This window comes from Pseudomonas brassicacearum subsp. brassicacearum (assembly GCF_008801605.1).
Lineage (GTDB): Bacteria > Pseudomonadota > Gammaproteobacteria > Pseudomonadales > Pseudomonadaceae > Aquipseudomonas > Aquipseudomonas brassicacearum.
Genome location: NZ_VZPJ01000021.1, coordinates 36,625 through 57,059, shown reverse-complemented (window position 1 = coordinate 57,059; position 20,435 = coordinate 36,625). Strand labels below are relative to the sequence as shown.

Genomic DNA, 20,435 nt, shown 5'->3' with positions numbered 1-20,435 from the left:
ACCCGTTTGAGGAGATAGCATGATCGTTCGTCCCGTACGCAGCAGCGATTTACCCGCTCTGATCGCCCTGGCCCGCAGCACGGGCACCGGCCTGACCACCCTGCCGGCCAACGAAGAGCGCCTGGCCCATCGGGTCGGCTGGGCCGAGAAGACCTTTCGCGGTGAAGCCGGGCGCGGTGACGCGGACTACCTGTTCGTGCTCGAAGACGACGACGGTCGCGTGGTGGGCATTTCCGCTATCGCCGGTGCCGTTGGGCTGCGTGAGCCCTGGTACAACTTCCGGGTTGGCCTGACGGTCAGCGCGTCCCAGGAATTGAACATCTATCGGGAAATCCCGACCCTGTTCCTGGCCAACGACCTGACCGGCAATTCCGAGCTGTGCTCGCTGTTCCTCCATGCCGATTTCCGCAGTGGTCTCAATGGCCGCATGCTGGCCAAGGCGCGGCTGTTGTTCATTGCCGAATTCCCACAGTTGTTCGGCAACAAGATCATCGCCGAGATGCGCGGCATGTCCGACGACAAGGGGCGTTCACCGTTCTGGGAAAGCCTGGGCCGGCACTTCTTCAAGATGGAATTCAGCCAGGCCGATTACCTCACCGGGGTGGGCAACAAGGCGTTCATCGCCGAGCTGATGCCCAAGTTTCCGCTGTACACCTGTTTCTTGTCCGAAGATGCCCGGGCCGTGATCGGCCAGGTTCATCCGGATACCGAACCTGCATTGTCGATGCTCAAGAGCGAAGGTTTCAGCTACCAGGGTTACGTCGACATCTTCGACGCCGGCCCAGCGGTGGAATGCGAAACCGGCAAGATCCGCGCGATTCGCGACAGCCAGGCGCTGGTGCTGGCCATCGGTACGCCGGGCGATGACGCCACGCCGTTCCTCATCCATAACCGCAAGCGCGAAGACTGCCGCATCACCGCTGCACCGGCGCGCTTTGCCGCCGGCACGCTGGTGGTCGATCCGCTGACCGCCAAACGTCTTCAACTCAACGCCGGCGATCAGGTACGTGCCGTCGCGCTGTCTGCTGCCCGGGAGTCGAAATAATGAACTCGCTGTACATCGCAGGAAGCTGGCTGGAAGGCCAGGGTGATCTCTTTGAGTCGTTGAACCCGGTGACCCAGCAGGTATTGTGGTCGGGTAACGGCGCCACGGCGGCACAAGTGGAGTCGGCGGTGCAGGCCGCGCGCCAGGCGTTCCCGGACTGGGCTCGGCGCTCGCTGGATGAACGCATCCAGGTGCTGGAAGCCTTTGCCGCTGCCCTGAAAAGCCACGCGGACGAACTGGCCCATTGCATCGGTGAAGAAACCGGCAAGCCGTTGTGGGAAGCGGCGACCGAAGTGGCCAGCATGGTCAACAAAGTCGCCATTTCGGTGCAGAGCTACCGCGAGCGGACTGGCGAGAAGAGCGGCCCCCTGGGCGACGCCACCGCTGTGCTGCGCCACAAGCCCCACGGTGTGGTGGCGGTGTTCGGCCCCTACAACTTCCCTGGTCATTTGCCCAACGGCCACATCGTGCCAGCCCTGCTGGCCGGCAACAGCGTATTGTTCAAGCCGAGCGAACTGACGCCGAAAGTTGCCGAGCTGACGGTCAAGTGCTGGGTCGAGGCCGGTCTGCCGGCGGGCGTACTGAACCTGCTGCAAGGCGCGCGGGAGACGGGTATCGCCCTGGCGGCGAACCCAGGCATCGACGGGCTGTTCTTCACCGGCTCCAGCCGCACCGGCAATCTGTTGCATCAACAATTTTCCGGGCGTCCGGACAAGATCCTCGCGCTGGAAATGGGCGGTAACAACCCGCTGGTGGTGGATGAGGTGGCCGACGTCGATGCGGCGGTCTACACCATTATCCAGTCCGCTTTCATTTCCGCCGGGCAGCGCTGCACCTGTGCGCGCCGCCTGCTGGTGCCGGAAGGCGCCTGGGGCGATGCCTTGCTGGCGCGCCTGGTGGCGGTCAGCTCGACCCTTGAAGTCGGTGCCTTCGACCAGCAACCGGCGCCGTTCATGGGCTCGGTGATTTCCCTGGCCGCGGCGAAGGCGCTGATGGATGCGCAAAACCATTTGCTGGGCAAAGGCGCCGTGCCGCTGTTGAGCATGACCCAACCGCAGGCCCAGGCCGCATTGCTGACGCCGGGTATCCTGGACGTGACGGCCGTGGCCGAGCGTCCCGATGAAGAGCTGTTCGGGCCGTTGCTGCAAGTGATCCGCTACAAAGATTTCGCAGCGGCAATCGCCGAGGCCAACAATACGCAATATGGCCTGGCCGCCGGGTTGCTGTCCGATTCCCAGGAGCGTTACCAGCAGTTCTGGCTGCAAAGCCGCGCCGGTATCGTCAACTGGAACAAACAGCTGACCGGTGCCGCCAGCAGCGCGCCGTTCGGCGGTGTCGGCGCCTCGGGCAACCATCGCGCCAGCGCTTATTACGCGGCCGATTATTGCGCGTACCCGGTGGCTTCCCTGGAGACACCAAGCCTTGTGATGCCGGCTGCCCTCACTCCCGGCGTGCGCATGTCTTGAGACCGCCATCGCGGGCAAGCCTTGCTCCCACAGGCGTTATGCCAAATCTGTGAGAGCAAGCCTTGCTCCCACAGGAACTATGCAGAACCTGTGGGAGCAAGGCTTGCCCGCGATAGCCGCGACTCGGTTGTTATTGATGCCTATAAAAAAACAGATCCTCGTGGAGCCTCGCTGATGAAATCCTATGAAGTCAACTTTGACGGTCTAGTGGGGCCGACCCATAACTACGGCGGGCTCTCGTACGGCAACGTCGCGTCCCAGAGCAACAGCCAGCAGTCCTCCAACCCCAAGGAAGCGGCGTTGCAGGGCCTGGCGAAAATGAAAGCGTTGATGGACATGGGTTTCCAGCAAGGTGTGCTGGCGCCACAGGAACGCCCGGACGTGGCGGCCCTGCGTCGGTTGGGCTTTGCCGGTAGCGATGCCCAGGTCATCCAGCAGGCCGCGAAAGAAGCGATGCCGTTGCTGGTTGCCAGTTGCTCGGCCTCCAGCATGTGGGTGGCCAATGCCGCCACAGTCAGCCCGAGCGCCGACACGGCCGATGGCCGCGTGCATTTCACCGCCGCCAACCTGAACTGCAAATACCACCGCAGCATCGAACATCCGACCACCAGTCGGGTGCTGGGGGCGATGTTCGCCAACCAGCAACACTTCGCCCACCACGCCGCCTTGCCGGCGGTGGCGCAGTTCGGTGACGAAGGCGCGGCCAACCACACCCGTTTCTGCCGCGCCTACGGCGAGGCTGGTGTTGAATTCTTCGTGTTCGGTCGCAGTGCTTTTGACACCCGCTATCCCGCGCCGCAGAAATACCCGGCGCGCCAGACCCTCGAAGCTTCCCAGGCCGTTGCCCGTCTGCACGGGCTGAGGGAGGAGGGCGTGGTGTACGCCCAACAGAACCCATCGGTGATCGACCAGGGTGTGTTCCACAACGACGTGATCGCGGTGGGCAATGGCGAAGTGCTGTTCTATCACGAGGACGCGTTTCTCGAGACCGACAAGATGCTGGCCGAATTGAGCGGCAAACTCGCCAAGGTCGGTGGGAAATTTCAATCGGTGTGCGTGCCGCGTTCGGCGGTCACCGTCGATGATGCGGTACGTTCCTACCTGTTCAATAGCCAGTTACTGTCGCGTCCCGACGGTTCGATGCTCTTGATCGTGCCGGAAGAATGCCGTAGCAACGAACGTGTCTGGCAATACCTGCAGGGCCTGACGGGCACTGGCGGGGTGATTCGCGAAGTGAAGGTCTTCGACCTCAAGCAAAGCATGCAGAACGGTGGTGGCCCGGCTTGCTTGAGGTTGCGCGTGGCGCTCAATGAAACCGAGCTGGCGGCCGTCAACCCAGGGGTTATCATGACCGCGCCGCTGTACGATTCGCTGACCCAATGGGTCGAGCGGCACTACCGCGACCGCATGACCGAAAACGATCTGGCAGACCCGCAGTTGCTGCTCGAATGCCGTGCGGCACTGGATGAACTGACACAAATCCTTAAACTTGGCGCGGTTTATCCTTTCCAGATCAATTGAAAGCGCGCGCGACCTGACTACAGTCAAAGCAGGGCGCGTTGCCTTATCCCCAGACGAGAATGTAAAGACATGAGCGATACCCTGCAGCTGATCCTTGAAGACACCGACGGCACTCAACTGGAAACTTCCTGCACCCGCGTCGCGGTGATGTGGCAAGGCAAGGAATTGTGGATCCAGCAGGATGGCCGCGGTCAGTTGCTGATCGGCGTCGATGTCGAGGAAGGGGACGAGGAATACGCCAACCTGTTGTTGCGTCCATTGGCGACCAACCTGGTCAGCCTGCAACTGGAAATGGAACCAGCGGACGTCGGCGACGATGACCATGTCCATGGCCCGGATTGCGGCCACGACCATTAAGGAAACCGCGCTATGCTCGCCCTCGGCAAACTGCTTGAACTGACCCTCGCCGGCCGTGAACCGGCGGAGAAGACTCAACTGACTGTCGAAGGCGTACGGATGCGCTGGTTGAGCGAGGGCGCGCTGGAGGTCAAGCCGCCCGAAGCCCGGGACAACGGCCTGGACCTGCTGCTGTCGGCCGGTATCCACGGCAATGAAACCGCGCCGATCGAGCTGCTCGACCGCTTGCTGCATGACATCGCCCGTGGCCATTTGAAGCCGCGGGCACGCATTCTGTTCCTGTTCGGCAACCCCGAGGCCATCCGGCGCGGTGAGCGTTTCGTCGAACAGGACGTCAACCGCCTGTTCAATGGCCGCCACGAGCTGAGCGGCGGCCCCGAGGCGCTGCGGGCCTGCGAGCTGGAGCGATTGGCCGCCAGTTTCTTCAGCCGGCCAGAACGCAGTCGCTTGCATTACGACCTGCACACCGCCATCCGCGGCTCGAAGATCGAGCAGTTCGCCCTCTACCCGTGGAAAGAAGGTCGCCAGCATTCACGCCGTGAGCTGGCACGCCTGCGTGCCGGGGGCATGGAGGCGGTGCTGCTGCAGAACAAGCCGTCCATTGTGTTCAGCGCCTACACCTACGACCAGCTCGGTGCCGAGTCCTTCACCCTGGAACTGGGCAAGGCCCGGCCATTCGGGCAGAACGACGGCGTCAACGTCAGCCTGCTGGAAACCCGCCTGCAACAGATCATCGAGGGCAACGAGCCGGAGCTGGATGAGGGGCTCGATGGCCTGCAGCTGTTCAGCGTGGCCCGGGAAATCATCAAGCACAGCGACAGTTTCCGCCTGAACCTGCCAGCGGACATCGAGAACTTCTCGGAATTGGGGAAAGGCTACGTGCTGGCCGAAGACATCGCCCAGACCCGCTGGGTGATCGAAGAAGAGGGTGCCCGGATCATCTTTCCGAACCCCAAGGTCAAGAATGGCTTGCGGGCTGGCATCCTGATCGTGCCGGCGACCGACGAAAACCTGATCTAAAACCCACACCGAACTATTGTGGGAGCGAGCTTGCTCGCGATAGCGATGTATCAGTCAACATTAATGCAGGCTGAACCACCGCCATCGCGAGCAAGCTCGCTCCCACAGGTTTTTAGCGGCTTTTAGACCGCTACCGCCCGCTGCTCACTACGGCGCAACGCCCGGGTCTTGTGCAACGTATCGGCACAGGTCTTCGCTGCTTCCTGGCCCTTGTGCACGAAATGCTCGAAGAAGAACTTCTGATGTTCTTCCCCGGCATGGAAGTGATGCGGCGTGAGCACCACCGAGAATACCGGCACTTCGGTTTCCAGCTGGACCTGCATCAGGCCGCTGATCACCGATTGGGCGACGAACTCGTGGCGGTAGATGCCCCCGTCTACCACCAGGCCGGCGGCGACGATGCCGGCGTAGCGGCCTGACTTGGCCAGCAGCTTGGCGTGCAGCGGAATCTCGAAGGCGCCACCGACTTCGAAGAAGTCGATATCACTTTCCTGGTAACCCTGGGTGATCATTTCGGCGACGAAGCCTTTACGGCTCTGGTCGACGATTTCCTTGTGCCAGCAGGCCTGGATGAACGCGACGCGCTCGCCCGGATGACTTTTGCTTTTGCTGTCGATTGCAGTGGGTTGCATGTTCTGGTTCCTGTTTGTGTGAAAAACAGGGCGTCATGAATCGAAGGGGATTCGAGGGTACGCCGCGCACGGACAGTCGCAGTCGGCCCTTGGGTATCAATCCCGTTCTCTCTTCATCCGGACTATGACCGTCGGCCCCGGAATCACACCGGGTCTGCTGACCTTGTCGCTACACCCTAAAAAAGTGGTGTACCACCAAGCGCTCGCGGGCTATGCACGTTGCGTGCAATTACCGCCGGTGGGGAATTACACCCCGCCCTGAGAACGTTTTGCCGCCACGCTTTGTGACGGCGGACAATTTTTAACACATAACCCCTTGTGGGAGCGAGCTTGCTCGCGATGGCGGTGGATCAGCTTGCATCGCTGCTGAATGTGCCGCCGTCATCGCGAGCAAGCTCGCTCCCACAGGGGTTTTGAATAATCTGTTGGTTCGTGTCGTCCTGGGCTTGATTATTCCTCGCCATGACCGCAGTAATTGCCCTTCGAAAGGGATTTCCCTCCACTTGAGCCCGAGGCCAGATTCATGAGTGTTATCGATCTTCGCAGCGACACGGTCACCCAACCTACCGCCGGCATGCTGGATGCCATGGCCAGCGCGCCTACCGGCGACGATGTGTATGGGGAAGACCCGACCGTCAATCGCCTCGAGGCCGAACTGGCCGCGCGCCTGGGGTTTGCCGCAGCGCTGTTCGTGCCCACGGGGACCATGAGCAACCTGTTGGGTTTGATGGCCCACTGCGAGCGCGGCGGCGAATACATCGTCGGCCAGCAGGCCCACACCTACAAATACGAAGGCGGCGGTGCGGCCGTGCTCGGTTCGATCCAGCCCCAGCCCCTTGAAGTGCAGGCGGACGGTACCCTGGACCTGGCGCATGTCGCTGCGGCGATCAAACCCGATGATTTCCACTTTGCCCGCACCCGCCTGCTGGCCCTGGAAAACACCATGCAGGGCAAGGTGCTGCCACTGGAATACCTGGCCCGGGCCCGGCGTTTCACCCAGGAACATGGCCTGGCCCTGCACTTGGACGGGGCGCGGTTGTACAACGCTGCGGTCAAGCTGAATGTCGATGCCCGTGAGATCACGCAGTACTTCGATTCGGTGTCGGTGTGCTTGTCCAAGGGCCTCGGCGCGCCGGTGGGCTCGGTCCTGTGTGGCAGCGCCGAACTGATCGGCAAGGCCCGCCGGCTGCGCAAGATGGTCGGTGGCGGCATGCGCCAGGCGGGGATTCTCGCGGCGGCGGGGCTATACGCCCTGGAACATCAGGTCCAGCGCCTGGCCGATGACCACGCCAATGCCCAGCGGCTCGCCGAGGGCTTGCGTGCGGCGGGTTATGAAGTCGAGCCAGTGCAGACCAACATGGTCTACGTGCAAATGGGCGAGCGGGCCGAGGCGATCAAGGCATTTGCCGATGAACGGGGCGTCAAGCTCAGCGCGGCGCCACGCCTGCGAATGGTGACGCACATGGACGTGAGCGCGGCGCAAATCGACCAGGTGATCGCCACTTTCGTCGAATTTTCCCGCCACTGACCCGTCAACCGGGCCAATTGACAGTTTCTATCGCATAAACACGCTGTACCCCACGCGAAGGGCCGATATAATGCGGCCCTTTGCCGTTGCTTCGTCTGTTGACGTTTTGCACAGGCCTTTGGCCGCAGCCTCCGTGGAAGAACCTAATGAAAAGCGCAGAAATCCGTGAAGCCTTCCTTCGCTTCTTCGAAGAGCAAGGCCACACCCGAGTAGCCTCCAGCTCTTTGATTCCGGGCAACGACCCGACCCTGCTGTTCACCAACGCGGGGATGAACCAGTTCAAGGACTGCTTCCTGGGCCAGGAAAAACGTGCCTACACCCGTGCGGTGAGCAGCCAGAAGTGCGTGCGTGCCGGCGGCAAGCACAACGACCTGGAGAACGTCGGTTATACCGCTCGTCACCACACCTTCTTCGAAATGCTGGGTAACTTCAGCTTCGGTGACTATTTCAAGCGCGACGCCATCACCTTCGCCTGGACCTTCCTGACCTCCGACAAGTGGCTGAACCTGCCCAAGGAGAAGCTCTGGGTAACGGTCTACGCCACTGACGACGAAGCCTATGACATCTGGACCAAAGAGGTCGGTGTCCCGGCTGAGCGCATGGTGCGCATCGGCGACAACAAAGGCGCGCCTTACGCCTCCGATAACTTCTGGACCATGGGTGACACCGGCCCGTGCGGCCCGTGCACCGAGATTTTCTACGATCACGGCGCCGACATCTGGGGCGGCCCACCCGGCTCGCCGGAAGAAGATGGCGACCGCTACATCGAGATCTGGAACAACGTGTTCATGCAGTTCAACCGCACCGCCGATGGCGTGTTGCATCCGCTGCCAGCGCCGTCGGTCGACACCGGCATGGGCCTGGAGCGGATCAGTGCGGTGCTGCAGCACGTTCACTCCAACTACGAAATCGACCTGTTCCAGAGCCTGCTGAGCGCGTCGGCCCAGGCCATCGGTTGCACCAACGACAACCAGGCGTCGCTCAAAGTGGTGGCCGACCACATCCGTTCCTGCGGTTTCCTGATTGCCGACGGTGTGCTGCCTTCCAACGAAGGTCGCGGTTATGTGCTGCGCCGGATCATCCGTCGCGCCTGCCGTCACGGCAACAAGCTGGGCGCCAAGGGCAGCTTCTTCTATCAGATCGTCGCGGCATTGGCGGCCGAGATGGGCGAAGCCTTCCCGGAGCTCAAATCCCAGCAGGCGCACATCGAGCGCGTGCTCAAGGCTGAAGAAGAACAATTCGCCAAGACCCTGGAGCAAGGCCTGAAGATCCTCGAGCAGGACCTGGCCGAGCTCAAGGGCAACGTGGTCCCGGGCGATGTGGTGTTCAAGCTGTACGACACCTACGGTTTCCCGATGGACCTGACTGGCGACATCGCCCGCGAGCGCAACCTGACCCTCGACGAGGAAGGTTTCGAGCGCGAGATGGACGCCCAGCGGGTGCGTGCGCGTTCCGCCAGTTCCTTCGGCATGGACTACAACAGCCTGGTCAAGGTTGACGTGGCCACCGAGTTCACCGGTTATGCAGGCACCACCGGTTCGGCCAAGATCGTTGCCATTTATAAGGACGGGCAATCGGTCGACATCCTGAGCGAAGGCCAGGAAGGCGTGATCGTGCTGGACAAGACCCCGTTCTACGCCGAATCCGGCGGCCAGATCGGCGACAGCGGTTACCTGCAGGCCGGCAGTTCGCGTTTCGACGTGCGTGATACCACCAAGACCGGCGGCGCCTTCCTGCACCACGGCGTGCTGGCTTCGGGCAGCCTGATGATCGCCGCCCCGGTGGCCGCCCATGTCGACGCCGATGTTCGACATGCCACGTCGCTGAACCACTCCGCCACGCACTTGCTGCACGCCGCGTTGCGCCAGGTGCTGGGCGAGCATGTCCAGCAGAAAGGTTCGTTGGTGGACAGTCAGCGCCTGCGCTTCGACTTCAGTCATTTCGAAGCCATCAAGCCTGAGCAGCTCAAGGCGCTGGAAGAAATCGTCAACGCCGAGATTCGCAAGAACTCCCCGGTGGAAACCGAAGAAACCGACATCGAGACCGCCAAGCGCAAGGGCGCGATGGCGTTGTTCGGCGAGAAATACGGCGACAGCGTGCGCGTGCTGAGCATGGGCGACTTCTCCGTTGAACTGTGCGGTGGCATCCACGCCAACCGCACCGGTGACATCGGCCTGATGAAAATCATCAGCGAAGGTGGCGTGGCATCCGGCGTGCGCCGGATCGAAGCGGTCACCGGCGCGGCGGCCCTGGCGTACCTCAACGCGGCCGAAGAACAACTCAAGGAAGCGGCAACCCTGATCAAGGGCAGCCGTGACAACCTGATCGACAAGCTGTCGGCTGTGCTGGAGCGCAATCGCCTGCTGGAAAAGCAACTCGAGCAGTTGCAGGCCAAGGCCGCCAGCGCCGCGGGCGACGATCTCTCGGCCCAGGCCGTGGACGTCAAGGGCGTGAAAGTGCTGGCCGTGCGTCTGGACGGCCAGGATGGCAAGGCGCTGCTGGCGCTGGTCGATCAACTGAAAAACAAACTCGGCCGCGCAGTGATCCTGCTCGGCAGTGTCCATGAGGAAAAGGTCGTTCTCGTCGCAGGCGTGACCAAAGACCTGACTGGCCAACTCAAAGCCGGTGATTTGATGAAGCAAGCCGCTGCGGCAGTGGGCGGCAAGGGCGGTGGTCGTCCGGACATGGCGCAAGGCGGTGGTACCGACGTCGGCGCACTGGACGCAGCACTGGCCCAGACCGTTGCATTTGTAGAGCAGGGTATTTAAGGCAGCGTCGCGGGCTCGTGGTCTAGTCACGGGCCCGACCGCTGTTGAGTGATTATTGGGCGCCCTTCATGGGCAGAGGCGGCTTTGAAATGGCTTTGATCGTACAGAAATTTGGAGGCACCTCGGTCGGCACTGTCGAGAGAATCGAACAAGTCGCCGACAAGGTTAAGAAATTCCGCGAGGCGGGCGATGACCTGGTGGTTGTGCTGTCGGCAATGAGCGGCGAGACCAACCGTCTGATCGATCTGGCCAAGCAAATCAGCGGCGATCAGCAACCGGTTCCGCGGGAACTGGACGTGATCGTTTCCACTGGCGAGCAGGTGACCATCGCCTTGCTGGCCATGGCGCTGATCAAGCGTGGCGTGCCAGCGGTGTCCTACACCGGCAACCAGGTGCGTATCCTGACGGACAGCGCGCACAACAAAGCGCGTATTCTGCAGATCGACGACCAGAAGATTCGCGGCGACCTGAAGGCTGGCCGTGTCGTGGTGGTCGCCGGTTTCCAGGGTGTGGACGAGCAGGGCAACATCACCACCCTCGGCCGTGGTGGTTCCGACACCACGGGCGTAGCGCTGGCAGCGGCCCTCAAGGCTGACGAATGCCAGATCTACACCGATGTGGACGGTGTCTACACCACTGACCCACGCGTGGTGCCTGTGGCCCAGCGCCTGGACAAGATCACGTTCGAAGAGATGCTGGAAATGGCCAGCCTCGGTTCGAAGGTGTTGCAGATCCGGGCGGTCGAATTCGCCGGCAAGTACAACGTTCCGCTGCGCGTTCTGCACAGCTTCAAAGAGGGTCCGGGCACCCTCATTACTATTGATGAAGAGGAATCCATGGAACAGCCGATCATTTCCGGCATCGCTTTCAACCGCGATGAAGCCAAGCTGACCATCCGTGGCGTGCCAGACACCCCCGGCGTGGCGTTCAAGATTCTCGGCCCGATCAGTGCCGCGAACATCGAAGTCGACATGATCGTGCAGAACGTCTCGCACGATAACACCACTGACTTCACCTTCACCGTGCACCGCAACGACTACCAGTCTGCCGAAGCGATACTGAAAAAAACCGCTGGCGAGATCGGTGCCCGTGAAGTGGTGGGCGATACCAAGATTGCCAAGGTCTCGATCGTTGGTGTCGGCATGCGCTCCCACGCAGGCGTGGCCAGCCGCATGTTCGAATCCCTGGCCAAGGAAAGCATCAACATCCAGATGATCTCTACCTCGGAAATCAAGGTTTCCGTGGTGATCGAAGAGAAATACCTGGAACTGGCCGTGCGCGCCCTGCACACGGCTTTCGAACTCGACGCTCCTGCCCAACCGGGCGAATAAAGCGTTGTCTGAAGGGCGCGGCTGGACCGCGCCCTCTGTTTTTCTGAATGGCGCGTCCCAAAACTGTTCTTTTGCCCGCGCTGGTCAATACTAGGCCTGTAGGCTTCGACCGTTTCGGTTGTAGGTCCAATGCCTTTTTTTTGCAGACTGTTGTCCCTTAAGTGAATTGCGTGAGGAGAAAGGTATGCTGATTCTGACCCGTCGGTGTGCAGAAAGCCTGATTATTGGCGATGGCGAAATCACCGTGACCGTGCTCGGCGTCAAAGGAAACCAAGTGCGTATCGGCGTCAATGCCCCGAAAGAGGTTGCTGTACACCGCGAGGAAATTTACCTGCGTATCAAGAAAGAGAAGGACGACGAACCAAGCCATTAATTTTTATCGATTTTTATGTTTGCAAACGGGGATGAAGGTGGTTAATATACGCCCCGTGTTGCGGAGAGCTGGCCGAGTGGCCGAAGGCGCTCCCCTGCTAAGGGAGTACACCTCAAAAGGGTGTCGGGGGTTCGAATCCCCCGTTCTCCGCCATTATTCGTTTAGTGCGTCAAAACCTGGCTTGTTCAGTAAGTGATTGAAATTACTGAAAAAAGCGCTTTACAAAAGGAATTGACGACCTATAATGCGCGGCAACAAATGCACTCGTAGCTCAGCTGGATAGAGTACTCGGCTACGAACCGAGCGGTCACAGGTTCGAATCCTGTCGAGTGCACCATTTAAGAGTTGTTTGCAGCAATGCAAATAACTTGGCTTCAACCAGTTGTGATCTGGTATAAAACCACAATCTGCACTCGTAGCTCAGCTGGATAGAGTACTCGGCTACGAACCGAGCGGTCACAGGTTCGAATCCTGTCGAGTGCACCAAACACCAAAAAGCCCGCGTTTAACGCGGGCTTTTTGCTGTCTACGATTTGCCTTTCACGCATCCCCTCTCATCGAACACGACCTCTGCGCTGCGACCTTTCCTCGCCTTGTAGGTATACCGCGTGCTCGAATTCCGAACGTTGATCGAGTCTGGCTTGCCCAGGGCGCTCTCTACGTCCTGTTGGCTCATGCCGGCGATGATGCGTCGGTCCAGGATGGCGTCGCGGCGTTGCCTGGCGTCGATTAGGTTCCCGCAGCGGTCCTGGAACTGGCCAACCACGGTCGGTTCCTTGCGCGTGGTTTTGTTGCCGGATGTTTGCCCGCGCTCCGCGTCAGGCAGCATTGCCTCGGTCGTCGGTTTGATTGTCGGTTCGGTCGAACCTGGGCGGTACGGATGGATCTGTTGTAGCGACAGGGCTTCTCCCGGGCCGCAGCTCAGGGTGGTGAATGTCACGTGCCCTGCGATGTTTTCGCAGCGATGCACGGTCTGCCCGGCAGCCCACAAAGGCAGGCAGGGCAAGCAGGCGAGCAGGAACAGGCAGTGGCTTGGATGCATCCGATCGTCCTCCTTGACGGTGCAGAAGAGAAGGGTAGTCGCTGCATTTGCGCCGCGGCGTGTGTTTTCTTTTCTGGATAAGTCGTCGTAAAGGAACAGGTTCAGCCTGTGTTCAGGTTTGTCTCGCAAGCGCTTGTTCTTGCCATGATTTTTTAGCGTTTTAAAGCGTCAAGCGGTGTATGATTGCGCCCGTCAGCCCCGCCGGGGCTTTGGAATATCTCCATGGACTTACCCAGTAGTTACTCAATATTTAGTTTTGCCAATCATGAATTGACTGATTGATCCTTCCGGCGTGCTCCACTGCTGGGAGTGGAGTTCGCCTATGACCCAAGTAGATGTAAAAAAAACGCAGGAAAGCCTTCAGGATCGCCTCGCTCAAGTTGTTGAGCTGCTGCAGCGCCAGCGGGTCGTCGAAGACCTGACGCATCGCCAGGAAGGTCCGCATCATGACCGGGTCGAGAACCTGGTCCACCGGCAGAATCTCGTTGAGCTGCAACGCAAGCTCGATGATCTGCACTCCGCCGACGTCGCCTACATTCTTGAAGCCTTGCCACTGGAAGAGCGTCTGACGGTCTGGCAGTTGGTCAAGGCTGATCGCGACGGTGACATCCTGCTCGAAGTGTCGGACTCGGTTCGGGAAACCCTGATCGCCGACATGGATGATCACGAGTTGCTGGCGGCGGCCAAGGAAATGGACGCCGACGAACTCGCAGACCTTGCGCCTGAACTGCCGCGGGACGTTGTCCACGAACTGATGGAAGCCCTCGACGGCCAGCAGCGTGAGCGTGTGCGCTCGGCGTTGTCCTACGACGAGGAGCAGGTCGGTGCGCTGATGGACTTCGAGATGGTGACGATCCGAGAGGACGTCAGTCTTGAAGTGGTACTGCGCTACCTGCGTCGCCTCAAGGAACTGCCGGGGCATACTGACAAGCTGTTTGTGGTCGACTACGACGGCGTGCTCAAGGGTGTTCTGCCCATCAAGCGTTTGCTCGTCAACGATCCGGAAAAACAGGTGGCCGAGGTGATGGCCAGCGATCCGGTGAGCTTTCACCCGGACGAAGACGCCTATGATGCGGCCCAGGCGTTCGAACGTTATGACTTGATTTCGGCGCCGGTGGTCGACAAGAACGGCAAGCTGATCGGTCGTCTGACCATCGATGAAATGGTCGACTTGATTCGTGAGGAAAGCGAAAGCGAAGTCCTCAACATGGCCGGTCTGCGCGAAGAAGAAGACATCTTCGCCTCGGTCTGGAAATCCCTGCGTAACCGCTGGGCCTGGTTGGCGATCAATCTGATCACGGCGTTTGTTGCTTCCCGGGTCATCGGGCTGTTCGAAGGCTCCATCGAGAAGCTGGTGGCACTCGCGGCGCTGATGCCCATCGTCGCCGGTATCGGTGGCAACTCTGGCAACCAGACCATCACCATGATCGTCCGTGCAATGGCGCTGGACCAGGTCAGTACCGGTAATACATCGCGATTGATGCGCAAGGAGCTGGCTGTGTCCTTGATCAACGGTGTGATTTGGGGTGGTGTGATTGGCGTGGTGGCTTATCTGCTCTATGGCAGCTGGTCGCTGGGGGTGGTCATGACGGCCGCGATGACGCTCAATCTGTTGTTGGCGGCATTGATGGGGGTCCTGATCCCCATGACCCTGGCCCGCATGGGGCGTGACCCTGCCATGGGCGCCAGTGTCATGATCACTGCCGTGACTGACAGTGGTGGGTTCTTCATCTTCCTGGGGTTGGCGACGATTTTCCTGCTCTGAAGTCGCTCATCAAGAAACTCGCCTGTCTGGCGTAATACTGTCGACTTAGAAAAAACGGCGCTTCCAGAAATGGGAAACGCCTTTTTTTTGCGCTTTTTTTGGTTGAAGGGGCGTCGAGATCAAGTACCCAAGGCAAGAGCAGCAGGCACATCCAACATCATCACAAACTGACCCTCCGCTATCGCGAGCAAGCTCGCTCCCACAGGAGAAACGCGATCACCAAAGAGCCAGGTCGGCTACAAGGCCGCCTCGCGGTGGACGTTGATTTCGGCGCCCCGTTACCGCAGCAATGGATATACACACCAACCCTGCTCTTCACAAAATCCCCCACGCATCACTGCATCAACGCCAGTCGTACAGCCAGTAACACAAAGGCTGCCGAGAACAGGCGGCGCAACCACTGCAACACGGATGGACGCTCCAGAACATGGCGGCGCATCGATGCGCAGAGCACGCCATAGATGACGAAGACGGCAAAGGTGATCGCCATGAAGATGAAGCTCAGTTGCAGCATGCGCCACATGGCATCCGTTTCTCCTGGCGCGAGAAATTGCGGTAGAAAGGCCAGGAAAAAAATCGACAGCTTTGGATTCAGCAGGTTGAGCAAAATGCCCGAAAAAATCACCGCGCCATTCGAGCGCGGAGTCTTGTGCGGATCAATATGCAATGCCCCGTGGGTCTGGAGTGTGCTCCATGCCATCCACAGCAGGTAAGCGACGCCCAGGTACTTGGTGATCTCGAAAGCCAGTGGGCTGGTGTGCAGCAGTGCCGCGAGGCCCGTGATGGCTGCCAGCATGTGCGGCACGATCCCCAGGGTACAACTCAATGCCGCTACCACACTCGCGCGCCAGCCCCGGGCCAGGCCGGCTGCAACCGTATAGACCACGCCAGTACCAGGCGAAGCCGCCACGATCAGGGAAGTGACAAAAAATTCGAGGTTCATGCGACGCCGACCTTGGCAGTTATGGAGTCTCCAGCCTGCCTGTGATGAGGAGGAGCATCTTGAACGAAATTGCGGGTCGCTACGGGTGCCCTTGCCGGGCGTACATGCCGGGTGAGAATCCAAAGCTGCGCACGAAGCATCGGGTCATATGGCTCTGATCGGCGAAACCGCTGGCCAGGGACGCATCGGCCAGCGGCATGCCAGCAGCGATCAGTTGTCGTGCCCGGTGGATACGTCGTTGCAGCAGATAGGCGTGGGGTGTCAAACCGGTCAGGCGGGTGAAGGCGCGTACCAGTTGAAAACGGCTTAAATCGGCCTCCCTGGCGAGCAGGGCAAGCGACATGGACGACTGCGGATCGTCGTCGATCAGGGCTTTTGCACGGTTTGCCGCGACCTCCGGCAAAGACGATACCGGTATGGAGCAATCCAGCAAATGTTCGAGCAAAAGCGCGAGCGTTTCTTCGATCTTGAGGTGATCGCCAAACTCCTCGGCTTGAGCGACGGCTTGGTACAAAGTGCGGAACAATTCTGCCGCGCGCGGGCGCGGCAGTACCGGATAAGCGAATTCCTGGGCGCAGATGCCCCCATCGTTCGCCATATCCTTGAATGCCTGCGCAATCAGGGGCGGGTCGAAATACAGCATCTGCCAACGACGTGTCCCGTTTCCGATGGGTGCGCCATCATGCACTTCGGCCGGATTGACCGATATAAGGTCGCCGGCCGTCGCTTCTACCTGGCCTCGGCCGCTGGCTGAACGTTGCGCCCCGCGCACAAGCAAGCCAATGCCAAAATGTTCGTGCATATGCCGGACGAACGTTCGATCTGAATCGGCCTCGACGATTTCCACGCCCAGTCCTGGGATTCTTTGGATCTTGAATGCGTGACCTGTCATGCAGGCCTCCATGCCCATACTTTTTAGCGGATCAATTTAGCATTACTGCCATGGGTCAGCAGTGGTGTTGGTTCGCTGATGAGTGCTTGAAAAGCAGGCTTGGGCCAAATGCCAGGCAAAAAAAAGCCAGCACGAGGCTGGCTTGAGTATTTTGGGGGCTATCAGGTCGCGTCTGCGGCCATTTCTGCGTCATGGGCAATCAGCGAAACGAGGGCGTTCTGCTGGCGATGGGAGAGTTGTCGGAAGCGTTGAAGCAGTTCGCGCTCATGCAATGACAGCTCTGGGCTGTCCAGGCGCATGCTCAACTCTTCACCCAACGCGCCTTCCTGAATAAGGCTTTGCTCAAGACGCGCGATGATTTCAGAGTTCATGCTGCGGTGATGATTGCGAGCCACTTCGGCAATGCGTTCCCGCATTCCGTCTGGCAGACGTACGACGAACTTGTCAGCCGTACGGCTGGAATAAATTGCCTGTTTCAATGGGCGCATATATTTAACCGGTTAGTTCAGGGGAGCGGTTCTCGGGATTGGCCGCAGGATGTCGATAGGACAAGCTCCATTGCCAAATGTTCAACCTGAATTGTTAAGAGGCCCGCATCATGCCTCAAAATTGCCAGATCATTGGCGCCAATTCTGTGACAAATTCTGATCCGGGTAAAGGCGTTCTGCCAGTACCCTTCATCAAAAAATGCGGACTGGTTGGTAAAAAACAACAGGTTCGCATCTGTGACCGTCGGATTGTGTCTATGTGCCATACCGTCTGGCGGATAACGGAAATGGACAAAAACGTGTGCCGTCCCTGTCTTGTACAGGATAGTGGCAAATTGCCGATTTACTAGGATAAGCGAACCAGGGCGGATGAATGGCGGCCAAAACTCGGCATCCGGGATCTGCCAGCCTTACAGGGAGTACTATTTGCCTACACTTAAAAAGCCATGGGCGACATGACAAACGCAGGGCAGGTCGTTAACATGCACGCCGTCCCGCGCACCGCGTCTCTCGTGGTCGACTCGTGTCTCAGTAGCTCAATTGGATAGAGCATCCCCCTCCTAAGGGGAAGGTTGGCAGTTCGAACCTGCCCTGGGACACCATTATAAACAATGGGTTAGCGAAATTGCCGCTGACTTTTCCTGCTTCCATCCCCATCCCCGAACGATCAACTCCGGTCTGAGCGCGCCGTTCAGGCCTTGCACGGCCATTTCACCCCTCAATGCTGTGACCGATTCCCCATTTCTAGCCATTTGTATCGAGGATATTTCGGTAATGCGAAACTTTCTTTCCCCTCGGCTATCTGACCGTCTCGGTACGTTGTAGGACTTTTCCTTCGTTTTCGATGGAATTCGTACCTCTTTTATCTATGTCAGCGCCAATGCCGCGTCCGGCGGGCGTGACCCACCGTGTCTTTGATTCAGGCCACAAGGATGTGACATGCACCCAGCCGCACCCTGCCGAACGCGTAAACCGAGCAATACTCGCCGTTGTGTTGACGGAACCCGTTCATCTGCACAAAACGCCAAGTCTCTCGCGCTGCTGTTGATGACAGCGTGGATGACGGGTGCGTGGAGCGCTGCGCAGGCGGCTGGGCCTGAAGAAGAACTGCTGCGCCAGCAAGAGCGCGAACGGGTGTTGAGGGAGCAGTTGGAATCCCGGCCGGATGTGCGCCTGCAGGCGGCCCCTGTGGCTGAGGGTGTCGATCGCTTGCCCGCCAAGGAAAGTCCCTGCTTTGCCATCAATGACATCCGTCTGATTGGCGAGGCGTCGGAGAAATTCCAGTGGGCGTTGCGCGCTGCCAACTCCAAGGATGACCCTGCCATCGGTCGTTGCCTCGGCGGTGGCGGGATCAATCTGACGATGAAGCGCATGCAGAACGCGATCATCGAGGCCGGCTACGTCACCACTCGCGTGCTCGCCGAAGCCCAGGACTTGAACAGCGGGGTTCTGGTCTTGACCCTGGTGCCGGGGCGCATTCGCGAGATTCGTTTCGAAGAGGGCACCAGCTCCCGCGCCAATGCCTGGAACGCGATGCCGGCCAATCCTGGCGATCTGCTCAACTTGCGCGACATCGAGCAGGCGCTGGAAAACTTCAAGCGTGTGCCGACCGCCGAAGCCGATATCAAGATCGCGCCGGCCCGTGCCGTCGACGCCAAACCCGGTGAGAGCGACGTGGTGATCGCCTGGAGCCAGCGGTTCCCCGCCCGTGTGAGCCTGTCGGTGGACAATTCGGGCAGCAAGACCACCGGTAAATACCAGGGCAACGTGTCGCTGTCATTGGACAACCTGCTCTCGCTCAACGATTTGCTCTACGCCAGCGTCAACCATGACTTGGGCGGGGGCGAGTCCGGGCACCGTGGCTCCGATGGCCGCACGCTGCATTATTCGCTGCCGTTCGGCTACTGGCAGGTGGGGTTCACCAGCAGTGAATACAACTACGAACAGTCCGTCGCCGGCACCAACCAGACCTATCAGTACCGGGGCGAGAGTCGTAACAACGAGTTGCGTCTGTCCCGCCTGCTGTACCGCGACGCTGTTCGCAAGACCACCGCCTGGGGCAGCCTCTGGACGCGTTCGTCGGAGAACTTCATCGACGACACCGAAGTCGGCAACCAGAAACGCCGCATGGCCGGCTGGCAGTTGGGGTTGGATCATCGAGAGTTCATTGGCGCTTCGATTCTTGACCTGGGTGTCGCCTATCGTCGCGGCACCGGTGCCCACGACTCGCTCAGGGCACCCGAGGAAGATTTTGATGCCGGCACGTCGCGCTCGCAAATCATCACCGCCGACGCCCAACTGCAGGTGCCATTTCAGCTTGGCGATCAGCGACTGCGCTACATCGGTGGCTGGCGTGCGCAATGGAACCGGACGCCGTTGGTGCCCCAGGATCGTTTCTCGATTGGCGGGCGCTACAGCGTGCGGGGCTTCGATGGTGAAAACATTCTTTCCGCCGACCGTGGCTGGACCCTGCGCAACGAGGTCGGCCTGTCCTTGGGGCAGACCGGCCAGGAGCTCTACACCGGTATTGACTATGGCGAAGTCAGCGGTCAATCCAGTGAGTTCCTGATCGGCCAGCGCCTGGCAGGGGCCGTGGTGGGCATTCGCGGTGGTTACAAGGGCCTGTCCTATGACTGGTCGGTGGGCACGCCGTTGAAGAAACCCGATGGTTTCGAGACGGCCAACGTGACCAGCGCCTTCACCGTCATCTGGTCATTCTGAGGTGATCCCATGCAGTTCGAGACGCTAGACATTATCGCCCCCGGCCTGATCGATGAACCCTGGAGCGAAGCCGCGGTGTTTGGCTCTGCCACTTGGTTGTGGATGCATTCCAAGGCCCATCGCGATGCGCCGTTGCACACCTTGCCGACGCTGCTGCTGCCGGCCCTCAAGCATCGCCAGTTCGTGCTCGGCTCCGAGCACGGCAAGCCGGTGTTCTACCTGTCCTGGCTCAACCTCGACGAGGCGGCAGAGCAACGCTACCTGCGCCAGTCGCCGCTGGCGCTGACCCAAGACGACTGGAACAGCGGCGAGCGCCTCTGGCTCAACGACTGGGTCGCTCCCTTTGGCCACACGGCGGCATTGAGCCGCTTGTTGCAACGTCACCTTTTCATCGATCGCTGCGCCCGTGCGCTCTATCACCGAGGCGATGAGCGCGGCCTGCGGGTCAAGACATTCCAAGGGATCGGGGTCATTCCCGAACAGGCCCAGGCCTGGTTCGCCGCCCACCCACTGGCAATCGAAGCGTAACTCCAACCACTGGTC

The 20,435-nt window shown here is 60.0% G+C and carries 17 protein-coding genes, 4 tRNA genes and 1 riboswitch; of the genes, 16 read left to right on the top strand and 5 right to left on the bottom strand.

The window, feature by feature from the left end; genetic code table 11:
• The first annotated feature begins 19 nt into the window (after positions 1–19).
• From astA to astE, 5 genes are all read left to right on the top strand, one after another.
• On the top strand, positions 20–1,045 hold the full coding sequence (gene astA, locus F7R20_RS29620; protein ID WP_003204788.1) for an arginine N-succinyltransferase: 1,026 nt from the start codon (positions 20–22) through the stop codon (positions 1,043–1,045).
• On the top strand, positions 1,042–2,511 hold the full coding sequence (astD, locus tag F7R20_RS29615; RefSeq protein ID WP_167780668.1) for a succinylglutamate-semialdehyde dehydrogenase: 1,470 nt from the start codon (positions 1,042–1,044) through the stop codon (positions 2,509–2,511). Before astA ends, astD begins: the two co-directional genes overlap by 4 nt.
• A 174-nt stretch (positions 2,512–2,685) precedes the next feature.
• A complete protein-coding gene (gene astB, locus F7R20_RS29610) occupies positions 2,686–4,032 on the top strand; it encodes an N-succinylarginine dihydrolase (RefSeq protein ID WP_003204784.1) in 1,347 nt (448 codons plus the stop codon).
• Between the two features lie 69 nt (positions 4,033–4,101).
• The gene (locus tag F7R20_RS29605) at positions 4,102–4,389 is read left to right on the top strand and encodes a hypothetical protein (protein ID WP_003178862.1); all 288 of its coding nucleotides are present in this window, start codon (positions 4,102–4,104) and stop codon (positions 4,387–4,389) included.
• A 12-nt stretch (positions 4,390–4,401) separates the two neighbouring features.
• Complete coding sequence (astE, locus tag F7R20_RS29600) at positions 4,402–5,409, top strand: succinylglutamate desuccinylase (protein ID WP_003204782.1); 1,008 nt, start codon at positions 4,402–4,404, stop codon at positions 5,407–5,409.
• A 122-nt stretch (positions 5,410–5,531) separates the two neighbouring features.
• Here the strand turns inward: astE and F7R20_RS29595 are convergent, their stop codons facing one another.
• Positions 5,532–6,041 carry a 6,7-dimethyl-8-ribityllumazine synthase gene (locus F7R20_RS29595; RefSeq protein ID WP_003204780.1) on the bottom strand — a complete coding sequence of 170 codons (510 nt, stop codon included), beginning with the start codon at positions 6,039–6,041 and terminating at the stop codon, positions 5,532–5,534.
• A gap of 100 nt (positions 6,042–6,141) precedes the next feature.
• Positions 6,142–6,311: riboswitch (FMN riboswitch) on the bottom strand.
• Between the two features lie 253 nt (positions 6,312–6,564).
• Here F7R20_RS29595 and ltaE point away from each other — a divergent pair.
• The 7 genes from ltaE to F7R20_RS29560 all read left to right on the top strand — a co-directional run bounded on the left by ltaE (position 6,565) and on the right by F7R20_RS29560 (position 12,527).
• Entirely contained in the window at positions 6,565–7,569 is a 1,005-nt protein-coding gene (ltaE, locus tag F7R20_RS29590) for a low-specificity L-threonine aldolase (protein ID WP_081352570.1), read from the top strand.
• A 146-nt stretch (positions 7,570–7,715) separates the two neighbouring features.
• Positions 7,716–10,337 carry an alanine--tRNA ligase gene (alaS, locus tag F7R20_RS29585; RefSeq protein ID WP_003204776.1) on the top strand — a complete coding sequence of 874 codons (2,622 nt, stop codon included), beginning with the start codon at positions 7,716–7,718 and terminating at the stop codon, positions 10,335–10,337.
• 89 nt (positions 10,338–10,426) lie between these two features.
• Positions 10,427–11,668, top strand: a complete 1,242-nt coding sequence (locus F7R20_RS29580; RefSeq protein WP_003204774.1) for an aspartate kinase — start codon at positions 10,427–10,429, stop codon at positions 11,666–11,668.
• Positions 11,669–11,852: 184 nt separating this feature from the next.
• A complete protein-coding gene (gene csrA, locus F7R20_RS29575) occupies positions 11,853–12,041 on the top strand; it encodes a carbon storage regulator CsrA (protein ID WP_003178872.1) in 189 nt (62 codons plus the stop codon).
• 62 nt (positions 12,042–12,103) lie between these two features.
• Positions 12,104–12,194 (top strand) — tRNA-Ser (locus F7R20_RS29570).
• A 107-nt stretch (positions 12,195–12,301) separates the two neighbouring features.
• A tRNA-Arg gene (locus F7R20_RS29565) sits at positions 12,302–12,378 on the top strand.
• 72 nt (positions 12,379–12,450) lie between these two features.
• Positions 12,451–12,527 (top strand) — tRNA-Arg (locus tag F7R20_RS29560).
• 40 nt (positions 12,528–12,567) lie between these two features.
• Here the strand turns inward: F7R20_RS29560 and F7R20_RS29555 are convergent.
• Positions 12,568–13,083, bottom strand: a complete 516-nt coding sequence (locus F7R20_RS29555; RefSeq protein WP_003204771.1) for a hypothetical protein — start codon at positions 13,081–13,083, stop codon at positions 12,568–12,570.
• A gap of 322 nt (positions 13,084–13,405) precedes the next feature.
• On the opposite strand from F7R20_RS29555, the gene mgtE reads away from it, so the two are divergent.
• Positions 13,406–14,848: a magnesium transporter gene (mgtE, locus tag F7R20_RS29550; protein ID WP_003204768.1), complete on the top strand. Its 1,443-nt coding sequence runs from the start codon at positions 13,406–13,408 to the stop codon at positions 14,846–14,848.
• Positions 14,849–15,182: 334 nt separating this feature from the next.
• Here mgtE and F7R20_RS29545 read toward each other — a convergent pair whose 3' ends face one another.
• The 3 genes from F7R20_RS29545 to F7R20_RS29535 all read right to left on the bottom strand — a co-directional run bounded on the left by F7R20_RS29545 (position 15,183) and on the right by F7R20_RS29535 (position 17,171).
• Positions 15,183–15,791: a LysE family translocator gene (locus F7R20_RS29545; protein WP_003204766.1), complete on the bottom strand. Its 609-nt coding sequence runs from the start codon at positions 15,789–15,791 to the stop codon at positions 15,183–15,185.
• Between the two features lie 79 nt (positions 15,792–15,870).
• Entirely contained in the window at positions 15,871–16,683 is an 813-nt protein-coding gene (locus F7R20_RS29540) for an AraC family transcriptional regulator (RefSeq protein WP_003204764.1), read from the bottom strand.
• A gap of 161 nt (positions 16,684–16,844) precedes the next feature.
• The gene (locus F7R20_RS29535) at positions 16,845–17,171 is read right to left on the bottom strand and encodes an Arc family DNA-binding protein (RefSeq protein WP_003204761.1); all 327 of its coding nucleotides are present in this window, start codon (positions 17,169–17,171) and stop codon (positions 16,845–16,847) included.
• A 525-nt stretch (positions 17,172–17,696) separates the two neighbouring features.
• Between F7R20_RS29535 and F7R20_RS29525 the strand changes: the two genes are divergently transcribed.
• The 3 genes from F7R20_RS29525 (at position 17,697) to F7R20_RS29515 (ending at position 20,420) form a co-directional block, all read left to right on the top strand.
• Positions 17,697–17,773, top strand: a tRNA-Arg gene (locus F7R20_RS29525).
• A gap of 457 nt (positions 17,774–18,230) precedes the next feature.
• Positions 18,231–19,892 (top strand): ShlB/FhaC/HecB family hemolysin secretion/activation protein, encoded by a 1,662-nt coding sequence (locus F7R20_RS29520; protein ID WP_033028141.1) that lies wholly within the window; start codon positions 18,231–18,233, stop codon positions 19,890–19,892.
• A gap of 9 nt (positions 19,893–19,901) precedes the next feature.
• Positions 19,902–20,420, top strand: a complete 519-nt coding sequence (locus F7R20_RS29515; RefSeq protein ID WP_003204758.1) for a toxin-activating lysine-acyltransferase — start codon at positions 19,902–19,904, stop codon at positions 20,418–20,420.
• Positions 20,421–20,435 lie beyond the last annotated feature (15 nt).